The following is a 13,479-nucleotide window of genomic DNA, read 5'->3' as shown; positions in this document are numbered from 1 at the left end:
CGCCTGGTCCGCGGCGGCGAGGCGGGCGTCCTGGAAACGATGGGGTTGCCATGGGGTACGAAGAGTTCAGACCGCGGCTCGACGGAATCGAGATCACCGATCTCGAACCGGAGCTCTGCTTTCTCGTCACACCCAGTGGGGGGCAGTTCTACATCGCCGCGCCCACCCGGGAGTTCCGCGCCTGGGCGAGCCGCTGCGACGGCACCCGGACCCGCGCCGAGCTGCTGGCCGGCATGACCCCGGACTACGAGGAAATGATGGAGATCCTCGAAGCGGACGGCTGCCTCCGCCACGATCGGGACACCGGGGCGGACGACGTCGCCGCCACCTCGATCCTTCTCACCGGCTCGCCCGCGCTCGTCGAGCCCTTGGCGGAGATCCTCGACGGCAGCGGGTACGCGAGCGTCGAGACGGTTCCCTACTTCCACGATCTGTCCGGAATGGACATAGAGAACGCGGTCGTGGTCGCGGCCTTCGATCACCCCGCCTATACCGAATTGATCGCGCTTGACGCGTTGTGCGCCGGCAGCGGGGTGCGCTGGCTGCCGTTGCGCCGGGAACGCGGCCGGGTGATCGCCGGACCCGCGATCGCGCCCGACGGCATCGATTTCGCCGACGTCGTCGCGCGGCGCCGCTCCGCCGCGCAGGACCCGCGTGTCGTCGAGGCGTTCCTTTCGGCCCCCTCGGACTCCACCCCGCTTCGGCCGGGCGACGCCCGCTGGGCGCTGACCACTCTCGCCGTCCATCTCGAACGCTGGCTCTCCGGCGGACGATCCGCCATGACCACCGGCGAGATCGAACTGAACCCGGCGGACCTCACCGAGATCCGCCGCCCGATCCTCCCCATACCCGACCGGGCCCGGCCCGTTCCCGCCACGACCGATCCCGGACTGCTGGTGGACGACCAGACCGGGATCGTGACCGGCGTCGGCGAAATCCCGCCCGCACCGGGGATGCCCGCCCGGCTGCGGGTCTGCGCGGTCGATGTCGCGGACATGCGCCGGGTGACGAACTGGCCCAACGACCGTCAGGCCTTCGGCACGTCGTGGCACGATTTCGACCTCGCGCGTCAGTCGGCCATCGGCGAAGCGGTGGAGCGCTACTGCGGAAGCTGGCTCGCTCCGGAGCGCGAAGTGTGCTTCGGCAGCTACAAGCAATTCGCCCGCTACGGAATCCCCGCACTCGACCCGCAACGGCTGAACCTCTACTCGGCCACGCAGTACCGATCCCCGGGTTTCCCGTTCGCGCCACTGACCCGGGACACGGAATGCTCGTGGGTGGAAGGCTTCTCCCACACCACCGACGAGCCCGTCTGGGTTCCGGCGTTCCTGTTCTCGAACGAACGCCGACCGGGGGAAGCGCATTTCGCCGATCCGCTGATCGCCGGCCTCGCGAGCGGGACCACCGAGGAGCACGCCGTCACCTCCGGCCTCGAAGAGGTACTCGAGCGCGACACGACCATGCTCTGGTGGGCGAACACGCCACGCCTCGGCAGGCTCACGATCCCGGACGAGATCCGGTCACTCATCGCCGACGCCACCGACGACTACGAAGTCACGCTCATCCACCTGGACAACGAGTTCGACGTCCCAGTGGTCGCCGCGGTGGTACTCGACCGTGTGAGACGCTGGTTGTCGATCGGCTTCGCCACCCGGCCGGACGCGCTGGAGGCCGCGAAGAAGGCGCTCGCCGAAGGATTCACGCTCCAGCACACCTGCCGCGCCCTCGACGACGAACGCGAGCTGTCCGGCATGCGCCGGGACCTGCCGCATCTGGGCAACCTCAAGCCGCACCGGGCCGATCGGCGCTACCTGGACTCGTACCGCGAAGACTTCGCCGATGTCGCGGATCTCCTTTGCCAGCAACAGATCTACCTCGATCCCCGGGCCGTGAAGCGAGTGGCCCCCTGGGTCATGGACCTGCCCAGCCGCGGCTGGGATGACCTTCCCGCCCTCGGGGAACGGCGGCTCAAGGCCTACCAAGCCCGCGTCGAAGCCCGGGGATTCGAGGTGATCAGCGTCGACCTGACGACCTGCGACGTCGCGGCCGCCGGATTCCACGCCGCGCATACGCTGGTCCCAGGGCTCGTCTCGAACTTCCCCGCCGGTTCGCCGTTGTGGGGCAACGGAAGGATCGCCGACGCGGCGGTGAGGCTCGGCTGGCGGGACGGACCGCTCGCCGAGCACGAACTCAACGTCTTCCCGCTCCCCCACGCATGATGGCCGCCGCCGACCTGCTCGTCTGCCGAGCAGGCGCGGCCGGTTCCCGCTCATCGCGGCGCAACGTGCTCACCCTCGCGATGATCGTCTTCACCGGCGCTGAACTGCTCCAGGCGCCGACCAGCAGCGCGCTGACCGTCGCGATCGCCCCGACGCGGCTGCGCGGCCGCTATCTCGGCCTCGAAGAACTCGTGTGGAGCGCGGCGCGGGTGAGCGCCCCGGCGACGTTCACCTGGTTGCTGTCGCACGGCGCGGCTTTGCCGTGGCTGGTGCTGATCGGCTGTTGTGGCGTGGCGATCCTGGTACTGGGCAGACTGAACCGTGCGCGCTGAACTGGACGACGTCTACCGCCGCGTCTACCGCGAACCGCCGTACCTCGAAAGGCGAGGACGACGTCGCCCGGTTCGGCGTGCTGTTCGACGAACACGCCGCGCTCCCGGGGTTCGCCATGACGACAGTGTGCGAAGGCGGAGCACTCGGCGGCTTCGCCTACGGGGTCAAGCAAGAAGCCGGCTGGTGGCCCGAACGCGCGACGGCTCCGGCGCCCTCGTGGCTCGACGGCGAAGAGCTGTTCTACGTGTACGAGCTGGCGCTCCTCCCCGAACTCCGCGGTCGCGGGCTTGGTCGCGCTCTGCTCGATGACCTGCTGAAAAAGCGCCCCGAGCGGTTCGCCGTACTCGCGTCTCGCGTCGAGGCGCCCGCTCGGCGGCTGTACCGCCGCTGGGGCTGGCGGAAGGTCGGCGAGTTCGACTCCGGTGGCATCGATTTGCTCGCGCTCGACCTCTCCTGAGACCCAGATCACCGAAGACGGGTTGTCGTACGACTGTTTCCGATATATCGTGAACATGTCGGGACAGTACGTAGAGAGGATTCACATCATGCGACGACGACCCTTCCCTCCAGAACACGGCCGACCGGCCTTCGGCCCTTGGGCCCGCGGCGGCTTCGGCGATTTCCCGCCGGGTCCGGGCGGACCGGGCCATCGGCACCGGCACGGCCGCCGCGGTGGCCCCGGGCGGCGCGGCAAACGCGGTGACGTCCGCGCCGCGATCCTGGCGCTGCTTTCCGAGCAGCCGAGGCACGGCTACGAGATCATCCGGGAGATCGGCGAGCGCAGCGGCGGCTTCTGGAAGCCGAGCCCCGGCTCGGTCTACCCGACCTTGCAGTTGCTGGCCGACGAAGGCCTGGTGATCAGCAAGGACGAGAACGGCAAGAAGCTGTTCGAACTCACCGAATCCGGCCGCGCCGCGGCCGAGCAGCAGGACGCCGTCCCGCCGTGGGAGCAGATCGCCCACGACGTCGACCCGGTCGAGGTCAACCTGCGCAAAGCGGGCGCGACCCTGGCCGCCGCGGTCGCGCAGGTGATGCACGCCGGCACCGAAAGCCAGCAGGCCCGCACCGTCGACGTGCTCAACGAGGCACGCCGGACGATCTACGGCATCCTCGGTGAGGCCGAGGACTCGACTCCGGACGAGGACACGGAGTGACCTGGCACGACGAGGCCGGTGGGCTTGACGCGCGTATGCACGCGATAGCCCACCGGCAGCGTCATCCGTTTCTCCCCGGAGCCTGACGAAACCTCGTTCAGGCGCCGGACCTCCGCGATCGCCTTCGCCGCGACCGGAGCGCTGAACTCGATCTTCAGCACGGCTTCCATCGCGGCGGCGTCCTCGAACAGCCACCGCGTCATCACCTTGCGGCAGCCGAATCCCTGACGGGCGAAGAACTTCTCCACCCCGGGCGGATCGTAGTGCGGAAGATCCAGCCGCATCCATCGTCCGTAGGGCTCACTCGCCACATCGAGATCCACGATCATCATCAGCCCACCCGGACGCAGCACCCGCTCCGCTTCGCGAAGGCCGGGTTCACAACCGGGGCCGAAGAAGTACGCGGTGCGCGCGTGGACGACGTCGAAAGCCGCGTCCGGTAAGGGAAGCCGCTGCGCACGCCCTTGCCGCACCTCGACGTTCTCCAGCCGCCCCACCCGTTTCCGCGCGTCGCGGACGAGCGGCTCATGGGGTTCGATCCCGACCACCGACCGCGCCGTCTCGGCGAACCGCGGCAGATGGAAACCGTCACCGCAGCCGATGTCGAGCACGTCCGCACCGGACCAATCGCGATACCCGGCGAGCGCGCGCCAGATCTCGTCGTCGACGTCCTGCGCGCGGTTCTCGACCTCGTAGGCCTTTTGGTAGTACCAGATGTTCGGGCTCGGCAGCACCTCCTCACCGCCGCGGCGGAAGGAGGCGAGGGCTCGGGGAAACCAGCGCACGGAAGCTCCAACGAAGGGACACCGGGCCGGGTTCCGGGGTCATCCGGTCGAAATCTTTGACGGAAACAATGCGGTCAGCGACTAGACTTTACTCCCACCGGTAAGGGAGAACCGCATGTCGCTCGGCTCGGCCGCCCACACTTCCGTCATACCTTCGGGAATCCCGTGCTGGATCGAGCTCGCGTGCAGAGACGAAACGGCCACGCAAACCTTCTACAGCGGGCTTTTCGACTGGGAGTACGTCGTCCAGCGTGACCCGGCGACGCCGACCGGCCGCTACTCGATAGCGACGCTGAACGGCGTCCCGGCCGGTGGTCTGTACCGCGCGGGTTCGGGCGGGCCGTCCGGCTGGAGCGTCCACATCTCGGTGCCCCAGGCGGCAGCGGCCGCCGAGTGGGTGGACAGTCTCGGTGGCCAGGTCACGCTCGGGCCGGTGGCGATCCCCCATCGCGGCACCATCATCCACGCCGTCGACGCGTGCGGCGCGCACGTCGTCTTCTGGGAGCCGCCCGCCACCTGGGAGTTCGCGACAGGGGTGCCGAACACCTTCAGCGGCGCGGATCTCAACACCCACGACGGCGCGGCGGCGGATCACTTCTACTGCCGCCTCTTCAACTACACCAGCCACCAGATCGGCGACGGCGCCTCGCTCGACTACGCCGAATGGCTCATCGAGCACGAACCCGTGCTGTACCGGTACGTGATGGGTTCGGAGTACCGGCCGGACACTCCCCCGCACTGGATGGTCTACTTCGAACTCGACCCTGCCCGCGGCGCCGATGCCGCGGCGGGACAGGCCCTGATGCTCGGCGGCACCGTCGTGGTCCAGCCCTACGACACCCCGTACGGCCGGATGGCGATCCTCGCCGACCCGGACGGTTCGGTGTTCGCCGTGATCGACCACTCGCGGGCCGTCGAGGGCTGGGGCACCGCCGAAGTCGACGACCCCTACGACGACTGAGTCGGGGCGACGAGGCCGCCCCGGCTCTTCGGTCAGATACCCGCCCAGAACCGGCAGTCGTGCACTGCCGCGAGGTCGACCGGGCCGATCACGCCCGGCGCCAGCGATTGCGTCCGCGGCGAAGGACGCCATTTCGGCAGTTCGCCGCCATTGGGATCGCCGGTGCGCGCGAACGCGGTCCAGTACCGAATCATTTGCCCCGCCAGTTCCTGCTGAGCGGGCGTCAATTTCGCCGGGAACCCGGTTAAATCAGACAAATAAGCCAATTCGGTTCCATGGGCGGCGCCGAGATTCATGCCTGGTGGCGCGGGAACAAGCGGCGGAGCCGCCCGATCGGCGAACTCGTAACCGAAGGTCCGCGTGCGCTCACGCAGCAATCGCTCGGTCCCCACCTGCGGGCAGCCCCAGATCCGGTCGGTCATCGCGTCCGCGAACGCCATCGCCGGGCCGCCGTGCTTCGCCGACGGGTATCGGGCGGCGACGAGCGGAGCCTTCTCCCCGAACGCGGTCCGCAACAGTCCCTGGTAGTGCTCCTCGGTGAACGGATGCCCGGGGAACAGGGCCACGAACAGCCTCGCCTCGTCCCTGGTGACCCCCGTCAGCACCGGGACGCGGGCGAAGCGCCCCGCTTTCAGCGCGTCTGCCGGATGCTCGGGCAGCAGGCCGGTGCCGAACGCGGGCGTCCCGAGCGGCTGGTTCACCAAATCCTTGGCCGGAAGCCGCCGCATGCAGGCGATGTCGGCGCAGCCGAGTTTCTCGGCCCCTGCGGCACCCATCGCTTCGACGTCGGCGCGGGGCAGATACGGCGAACCCGCGGGGACGCCGGGGAAGAACCCGCCGTCGGGCCAGGTCAGCGTGCAAGGCCCGCTCTGGAGGATCGCGCGGTGGAACAGCTTTGCGGCCGAAGGGGAGACCAACTGGACACAAGTGCTCATCGCTCCGGCGGATTCGCCGAACAACGTGACGTTCCGGGGATCCCCGCCGAAGGCATGCGCGTTGCGCTGCACCCAGCGCAGGGCGGCCTGCTGGTCCTGGAAGCCGAAAGAACCGGAGTCGCGGCCGAGTTCCGGATGCCCGAAGAAGCCGAACACACCCAGCCGGTAGTTCACGGTCACCACGACGACGTCCCCGCCGAGGGCCATGCGCTCGAAGTCGTAGTCGCTGCCCGCGCCGGAGGTGAAGCCGCCACCGTGCACCCAGACCATCACCGGACGCGGCTTACGCGCGGGCTTGGCCGGGCTGATCACGTTGAGGTACAGGCAATCCTCGGCCTCGCTCGCTGCCGAACCGAGGCCGGCTCTTTGCGCGCATCGAGGTCCCGGTTTGCTCGCGTCCCGCACCGCGGTCCACGGCTCGGGTCTCCGCGGCGGGGCCCAGCGCAGGTCGCCGACCGGTGGCGCGGCGAACGGAATGCCTTGGAAACTCCGGTATTCGGCAGTACTCACCCCGCGAACGGGGCCGGAATCCGTGCGGACTACGGGGCTTCCGCCCGCCTCCGCCACGGTCGTCGTCAGGGCGCCGAGCGTCACCACGCCCAGTGCCATGGCCAGAAATCGCTTACTCATCCGTCGAGTTCGCATACCCCGACCTTGGCCCGGCGCCCCGGACTTGTCACCTGGGTTCGGGTTAAACGGGGACGAATGCGGAGAGCAGCAGCCAGGAGACGACGGCCGAAGGGAGCAACGAGTCGAGCCGGTCCATCAGCCCGCCGTGGCCCGGCAGCATGTTCCCCATGTCCTTGACGCCGAGGTCGCGCTTGATCAGCGACTCGACGAGATCGCCCAGTGTCGCCGTGCAGACGATCGCCGCGCCGAACAGCACGCCCTGCCAGGCGTGGCCGTCGAGGAGAAGGCTCAGGGTCAGCGCGCCGGCGACCACACCGGCCACGAGCGAACCGGCGAACCCTTCCCAGGTCTTCTTCGGGCTGATACTGGGCGCCATCGGGTGTTTGCCGCCCAGGACACCGGCGATGTAGCCGCCCGTGTCCGAAGCGACGACGCCGATCATGAACGCCAGCACCCGGCCGACGCCGTCCTCCGGCGGGACAAGCATGGCGGCGAAGGCGCCGAAAAGCGGGATGTACGCGGCGGCGAAGACCGACGCGCTGATGTCGCGCAGGTAACCGTCCGCGCCGCCGGGCAACCGCCACAGCAGGCAGACGAGCACCGTCAGCACGAACGCCGTCAGCGCGCCTTCACGGCCGTACGGCCACGCCAGCCAGATCATCGCCTGACCGCCGACGAGCACCGGGACCAGCGCGACCCGGATGCCCGCCGCGCGCTTCAGTGCCCCAGCCAGCTCGATCGTGCCGACCGCGATGGCGATCGCGATGATGCCGATGAACAGAAAGCGGACGGTGAGCAGGGACGTGACGATCGCCGCCCCCAGCAGCAGCCCGACCCCGATCGCGGCGGGCAGGTTGCGGCCGGCGCGGGAAACCTTCTTCGCCGGTTCCGGCTTCTTGGCCGGAACCGGTTCCGGGTTCTCCACCCGGTCCTCGCGTTCCTCGCTCACCTGGCTCATCAGACCTCGAGTAGCTCGGCTTCCTTGTGTTTCACCAGCTCGTCGACCTTGTGACTGTAGGTGTCGGTGAGGTTCTGGAGTTCCTTCTCGGCGTGGACGACCTCGTCCTCGCCCGCCTCGCCGTCCTTCTTGATCCGGTCGAGCTCTTCCTTGGCCTTGCGGCGGACGCTGCGGATCGAAACGCGGGCGTCCTCGCCCTTGGCCTTGGCGACCTTGACCATCTCCTTGCGGCGCTCTTCGGTGAGCTGCGGAATGACGATGCGGATCACGTTGCCGTCGTTGCTCGGGTTCACACCGAGGTCCGACTCGCGGATCGCCTTCTCGATGGCGTTGAGCGAGGTCTGGTCGTAAGGCTTGATCAACGCCATCCGGGCTTCGGGGATGTTGACGCTCGCCATCTGGTTCAGCGGGGTCGGCGCGCCGTAGTACTCGACGACAATGCGCGAGAACATCCCGGGGTGGGCCCGGCCGGTGCGTACCGACGACAGGTCCTCCTTGGCGACGGACACCGCTTTTTCCATCTTCTCCTCGGCGTCGAGGAGGGTCTCGTCGATCACGGCAACTCCCGTAGTTGTGTATGCGTACCGATTGCGAAGATCAGAGCAGGCCTACGCGGGCACCCCGTCGGCGGGGGTGTCGACCAGGGTGCCGATCCTCTCACCACTGACCGCGCGGGCGATGTTCCCCTCGGTGAGCAGATTGAACACGATGATCGGCATGTTGTTGTCCATGCACAGGCTGAACGCGGTGGCGTCGGCGACCTTGAGATCCCGTTCCAGCACCTCGCGGTGGCTGATCTCGTGGAACATCTCGGCGGTCGGGTCGCTCTTCGGGTCCGCGGTGTAGACGCCGTCGACGGCCTTCGCCATCAAGACGGCCTCGCAACCGAGTTCGAGCGCGCGCTGCGCGGCGGCGGTGTCGGTCGAGAAGTACGGCATGCCGACCCCGGCGCCGAAGATGACGACGCGACCCTTCTCCAGGTGACGCTCGGCGCGGCGCGGGATGTACGGCTCGGCGACCTGCCCCATGGTGATGGCGGTCTGCACGCGGGTCGGCAGGCCCTCCTTCTCCAGGAAGTCCTGCAACGCCAGGCAGTTCATGACGGTGCCGAGCATCGCCATGTAGTCCGCGCGGTCGCGGTCCATGCCGCGCTGCGACAGTTCCGCGCCGCGGAAGTAGTTGCCACCGCCGATCACGACGGCGATCTGCACGCCCGTCCGCGCGACGTCGGCGATCTGCTGAGCGACCGAGTGCACCACATCCGGATCAACCCCGATGGAACCGCCGCCGAACATCTCGCCGCCCAGCTTCAGCAGCACCCGCCGGTATCCGCCTTCGACCCGGACACCCATGTCGCCCTCCCTAGTGCTCTGAACCCGACTGTGCCCCGTCCCCGATGGACGGAGACGGGGCACAGTGGGGATTCTTGTGTTCCGCGCCTGGATCAGGCCTGGCCGACCTCGAACCGGGCGAACCGGCTCACGGACACGCCGGCCTCGTCGAGCAGGGCCTTGACGGTCTTCTTGTTGTCCTTGACCGACGGCTGCTCGAGCAGGACGTTGTCCTTGTAGTACGCGTTGACCTTGCCCTCGATGATCTTGGGCATGGCCTGCTCCGGCTTGCCCTCTTCGCGGGCGGTGGCCTCGGCGACGCGACGCTCGTTCTCGACGATCTCGGCCGGGACCTCTTCGCGGGTGAGGTACTTGGCCTTGAGCGCGGCGACCTGCATGGCGGCGCCACGGGCGGCCTCCGCGGCGGCCTCGCCCTCACCGGTGTACTCGATGAGCACGCCGACGGCGGGCGGAAGGTCCGCACCGCGACGGTGCAGGTACGTGGTGGTGGTGCCCTCGTAAGCGGCGACACGGCGCAGCTCGAGCTTCTCACCGATGCGGGCGGCGAGCTCCTGGACCTGCTCCTCGACGGTCTTGCCGTCGAGCGAGGCGGCCTTCAGCTTCTCGACGTCGCTGGTCTTCTCGGCCTTCGCGACCTCGACGATCTTCGCGGCGAGGGCCTGGAAGTCCTCGTTCTTCGCGACGAAGTCGGTCTCGGAGTCGAGCTCGATCAGCACGCCGCCGTCACCGGCGACGAGGCCCTCGGCGGTGGCGCGCTCGGCGCGCTTGCCAACGTCCTTGGCGCCCTTGATGCGCAGGAACTCGACGGCCTTGTCGAAGTCGCCGTCGTTCTCCTCCAGCGCTTTCTTGCAGTTCATCATTCCGGAGCCGGTCAGCTCCCGGAGACGCTTCACGTCTGCGGCGGTGTAGTTCGCCATCGTGGGTGTGTCCGTCCTTTTTCAGGTACGAGAAAGTCTTTTGGGGAAGTCACCCGTGGGGCCGCCCGGAAGCGGCCCCACGAGCGGGGTGGATCAGGAGGAGGCGGTGGCCTGCTCGGCCGGCGCCTCGGTGGCGGCCTCGGTCGCGGCGGCGGCTTCCTTGGCGTCCGCGGCGGCGGTCTCGGAGCCGGCGAGCAGCTCCTTCTCCCACTCGGCCAGCGGCTCGTCCGTGGCGACGCCCGCCTCGGGCTTGGCGTCGGCGGAGGAACCGTTGCGGCTGGAGCGGGCCATCAGACCGGCGGCGGCGGCCTCGGCCACGACCTTGGTCAGCAGCGCGGCCGAACGGATGGCGTCGTCGTTACCCGGAATCGGGTAGTCGACCTCGTCCGGGTCGCAGTTGGTGTCCAGGATCGCGACGACCGGGATGTTCAGCTTGCGAGCCTCGCCGACGGCGATGTGCTCCTTCTTCGTGTCGACGATCCACACGATGCTCGGCACCTTGGCCATGTCGCGGATACCGCCGAGGGTCTTCTCGAGCTTGTCCTTCTCACGGGTGAGCGTGAGGATTTCGCGCTTGGTCAGGCCGGCGAAACCACCGGTCTGCTCCTGCGACTCGAGCTCCTTCAGGCGGAGGAGACGCTTGTGCACCGTCTGGAAGTTGGTCAGCATGCCACCGAGCCAGCGCTGGTTCACGTAGGGCATGCCCACGCGCGAAGCCTCGGCGGCGATCGCTTCCTGAGCCTGCTTCTTCGTGCCGACGAACATGATGGTGCCGCCGTGCGCGACGGTTTCCTTGATGAACTCGTACGCACGGTCGATGTAGGTCAGCGTCTGCTGCAGGTCGATGATGTAGATGCCGTTGCGCTCGGTGAAGATGTAGCGCTTCATCTTCGGGTTCCACCGACGGGTCTGGTGCCCGAAGTGCACGCCGCTGTCGAGCAGCTGCTTCATGGTGACGACGGCCATTGCCGGAATCAACCTCTTCTGTGTCGTGCGCGCCCGGCTCCGCCGGAACGCGCTTGCTCGGTTCGTCGCTCTCGGCCGGGTGGCCGATCGCCCTGGTGCCGATGCTCGGGCCCGGACCCGGGAGCGAAGTACCCCAGGGACCGCCGGGCCGTGTGCCCCCGGCTGTCCTGACCCTCCGTGAGGAGATCGGCCATCGGGAGCGCGCACGTGCACGCGAAGTCAGTCCGCTGCCGCGGACCGCGCAAAAGAGTCTACTCCCTGTCGCCACCGGGTACCGCACCGGCAGCCCCGGATGAGAGGGGTTGTCCACAACCGCCTCGGTTATCCACAGATTCCCCCGGCGCGCCCCGCACGCCACGCCGTACCCCCAACCTTGAACACATGACCTCGACGACCTCTTCCCGCCCTGTCACCAGGCATTCCTTCGCGATCGACCGCACCGGCGGCAGGCACCGCCGCCCAGGGCACGCCCGGCGCCTTCCCCGCCTCGCGATCCTCGCGACCGTGCTCGCGATCCTCACGTCCGCGGCGATGCCCGGGACGGCGAGAGGGACGCCCTCCCCCCAGGGGCGCCTCTCCTGGCCGCTCTCGCCGGCACCGAGCGTCACCAGGTACTTCGAGCCGCCCTCGACGCCGTACGGCCCCGGTCATCGGGGCGTCGACCTCGCCGCGCCACCGGGTGCGAACGTGCTCGCGGCCGCCGAGGGAGTGGTGATGTTCGCCGGGCAGGTGGCGGGCCGCGGAGTGGTGTCGATCGATCACGACGGAGGCCTGCGCACCACCTACCAACCGCTCGCCCCGACGGTCACCGCAGGTGATCAGGTCTACCGCGGCCAGGTGCTCGGAACGCTCGCGGCGGGCCACCCGGGCTGCCCGGAGCCGGCATGCCTGCATTTCGGCGTGCGGCGGGGCGAGGAGTACGTCGATCCGCTCGCGGTGATCGGTGAGCTGTCCGTGATCCGCCTCAAACCCTGGGAAGGAGACTGAGTGAGCGCTTCGGAAAGGCCGGTGCCCATGGCCTGCGGGTCTCGAGGACGGATGGGGCGCAGGCGTTGCCCGCGGAGCGGCAGGGTGGGTCGCGTGGTCCTGGCTTTGGTTCCTGGCGTGGTCCTGCTCGCCCTTGCTGCTGTTTCGGTGGATGGCGCGATTCGCGTGTCCAGGCACGGGACGCGCGTGATGGGGAGCGAACACGCCGGGACCGGACTCCGCACCAGGTGATCCGGCGGGAGACACGTGTCGTCCGTCCAAGCACACGCGTCGTCACCGCCGCCCCCGGAGCATGCGACGCACACACGCAGGGAAAGGGGCTCCGGTAGCGCAGCGAGGTTCCGACGCAGACCTCAAGGTTTCGTGGCCCACCCGAAGCAACTCGGCTGATCGTCGCGGAACAGGACGGTGGCTAGGCCTGCTCGACCAGTTTGGCGCGCAACCGCATGACGGCGCGGGTGTGCAGCTGGCTGACCCGAGACTCGGTGACGCCGAGGACCTTGCCGATCTCGGCGAGCGTCAGGCTTTCGAAGTAGTACAGACCGACCACGATCCGGTCGCGTTCGGTGAGCTGGGCGATCGCCTGCGCGAGCTGACGGCGGTTGTCCTGGTCGACCAGGACGGCCACCGGGTCGACGGCGCCGTCGTCGGGCAGGGTGTCGACCAGCGAGCCGCTGTCCTTGCCCGCGGCGACCAGGTCTTCCAGCGCGATGACGCTGGTCAGCTGCATCTGGCCGTAGAACTCACGAAGGTCGTCGACGCTGATTTCGAGCTCGGCCGCGAGCTCGGCGTCGGTCGGGGTGCGGTTCAGCCGGGCGCCAAGGCGTTCCAGGGCGCGCTCGGCTTCGCGGGCCTTGCTGCGTACCGCTCTGGGGACCCAGTCCTGGGAGCGGAGGTCGTCGAGGATCGCGCCCCGGATGCGCTGCATGGCGTAGGTCTCGAAGCGCAGGCCCCTGGCGGGTTCGAACTTCTCGATCGCGTCGACCAGGCCGAAGATCCCGGATTGGATCAGGTCTCCGACGTCGACATGGGTCGGCAGCCCGGTGCCGACCCGGCCGGCGACGTACTTGACGAGCGGGGCGTAGTGCAGCACGAGCCGGTCGCGCACGATCTGGTCGGGAGACTCGGTGAACTCACGCCACAGCGCCTGGATCCCGGCGTCCACTTCGTAGCCGGTCCGCGCTTCGGGCGCGACGGCAGGACCGTCCCCGCCGGGGCGGTGTTTCCCGGCGGCTTCGGTGACATGTGGGTCGGCGGTCATCGGACCGCCGTTCTCAGCATG

At 68.8% G+C, this 13,479-nt stretch carries 14 protein-coding genes; 6 read left to right on the top strand and 8 right to left on the bottom strand.

Going from position 1 to position 13,479, the window contains the following annotated elements; genetic code table 11:
• Positions 1-50 precede the first annotated feature (50 nt).
• The 4 genes from LCL61_RS14845 (at position 51) to LCL61_RS14830 (ending at position 3,706) form a co-directional block, all read left to right on the top strand.
• On the top strand, positions 51-2,219 hold the full coding sequence (locus LCL61_RS14845) for a YcaO-like family protein (protein ID WP_340687359.1): 2,169 nt from the start codon (positions 51-53) through the stop codon (positions 2,217-2,219).
• A complete protein-coding gene (locus LCL61_RS14840; protein ID WP_340687358.1) occupies positions 2,219-2,551 on the top strand; it encodes a hypothetical protein in 333 nt (110 codons plus the stop codon). Before LCL61_RS14845 ends, LCL61_RS14840 begins: the two co-directional genes overlap by 1 nt.
• A 77-nt stretch (positions 2,552-2,628) precedes the next feature.
• Positions 2,629-3,009, top strand: coding sequence for a GNAT family N-acetyltransferase (locus LCL61_RS14835; protein ID WP_340687357.1), 381 nt, complete (start codon positions 2,629-2,631; stop codon positions 3,007-3,009).
• 88 nt (positions 3,010-3,097) lie between these two features.
• Complete coding sequence (locus LCL61_RS14830; RefSeq protein ID WP_340687356.1) at positions 3,098-3,706, top strand: PadR family transcriptional regulator; 609 nt, start codon at positions 3,098-3,100, stop codon at positions 3,704-3,706.
• Here the strand turns inward: LCL61_RS14830 and LCL61_RS14825 are convergent.
• Positions 3,652-4,491 carry a class I SAM-dependent methyltransferase gene (locus tag LCL61_RS14825; protein WP_340687355.1) on the bottom strand — a complete coding sequence of 280 codons (840 nt, stop codon included), beginning with the start codon at positions 4,489-4,491 and terminating at the stop codon, positions 3,652-3,654. The genes LCL61_RS14830 and LCL61_RS14825 overlap by 55 nt on opposite strands.
• Positions 4,492-4,606: 115 nt before the next feature.
• On the opposite strand from LCL61_RS14825, the gene LCL61_RS14820 reads away from it, so the two are divergent.
• Positions 4,607-5,452 carry a VOC family protein gene (locus LCL61_RS14820; RefSeq protein ID WP_340687354.1) on the top strand — a complete coding sequence of 282 codons (846 nt, stop codon included), beginning with the start codon at positions 4,607-4,609 and terminating at the stop codon, positions 5,450-5,452.
• Between the two features lie 32 nt (positions 5,453-5,484).
• Here the strand turns inward: LCL61_RS14820 and LCL61_RS14815 are convergent, their stop codons facing one another.
• From LCL61_RS14815 to rpsB, 6 genes are all read right to left on the bottom strand, one after another.
• Positions 5,485-6,996: a carboxylesterase/lipase family protein gene (locus tag LCL61_RS14815; RefSeq protein WP_425342043.1), complete on the bottom strand. Its 1,512-nt coding sequence runs from the start codon at positions 6,994-6,996 to the stop codon at positions 5,485-5,487.
• 82 nt (positions 6,997-7,078) lie between these two features.
• Entirely contained in the window at positions 7,079-7,975 is an 897-nt protein-coding gene (locus LCL61_RS14810) for a phosphatidate cytidylyltransferase (protein ID WP_340687352.1), read from the bottom strand.
• Positions 7,975-8,532: a ribosome recycling factor gene (gene frr, locus LCL61_RS14805; RefSeq protein ID WP_034310934.1), complete on the bottom strand. Its 558-nt coding sequence runs from the start codon at positions 8,530-8,532 to the stop codon at positions 7,975-7,977. The genes LCL61_RS14810 and frr overlap by 1 nt, the downstream gene beginning before the upstream one ends.
• 51 nt (positions 8,533-8,583) lie before the next feature.
• Positions 8,584-9,327, bottom strand: coding sequence for a UMP kinase (pyrH, locus tag LCL61_RS14800; RefSeq protein WP_005154669.1), 744 nt, complete (start codon positions 9,325-9,327; stop codon positions 8,584-8,586).
• A gap of 92 nt (positions 9,328-9,419) precedes the next feature.
• Positions 9,420-10,244: a translation elongation factor Ts gene (gene tsf / locus LCL61_RS14795; protein ID WP_340687351.1), complete on the bottom strand. Its 825-nt coding sequence runs from the start codon at positions 10,242-10,244 to the stop codon at positions 9,420-9,422.
• Positions 10,245-10,337: 93 nt separating this feature from the next.
• The gene (gene rpsB / locus LCL61_RS14790; protein WP_034310929.1) at positions 10,338-11,210 is read right to left on the bottom strand and encodes a 30S ribosomal protein S2; all 873 of its coding nucleotides are present in this window, start codon (positions 11,208-11,210) and stop codon (positions 10,338-10,340) included.
• Positions 11,211-11,591: 381 nt separating this feature from the next.
• Between rpsB and LCL61_RS14785 the strand changes: the two genes are divergently transcribed.
• A complete protein-coding gene (locus tag LCL61_RS14785; protein WP_340687350.1) occupies positions 11,592-12,197 on the top strand; it encodes a M23 family metallopeptidase in 606 nt (201 codons plus the stop codon).
• A gap of 412 nt (positions 12,198-12,609) precedes the next feature.
• Here the strand turns inward: LCL61_RS14785 and LCL61_RS14780 are convergent, their stop codons facing one another.
• Entirely contained in the window at positions 12,610-13,458 is an 849-nt protein-coding gene (locus LCL61_RS14780; RefSeq protein WP_126733408.1) for a FliA/WhiG family RNA polymerase sigma factor, read from the bottom strand.
• Positions 13,459-13,479 lie beyond the last annotated feature (21 nt).

This window comes from Amycolatopsis coloradensis, from assembly GCF_037997115.1.
GTDB lineage: Bacteria > Actinomycetota > Actinomycetes > Mycobacteriales > Pseudonocardiaceae > Amycolatopsis > Amycolatopsis coloradensis_A.
The sequence above is the reverse complement of the archived record's forward strand: the minus strand, read 5'-3'. Positions and strand labels throughout refer to the sequence as shown.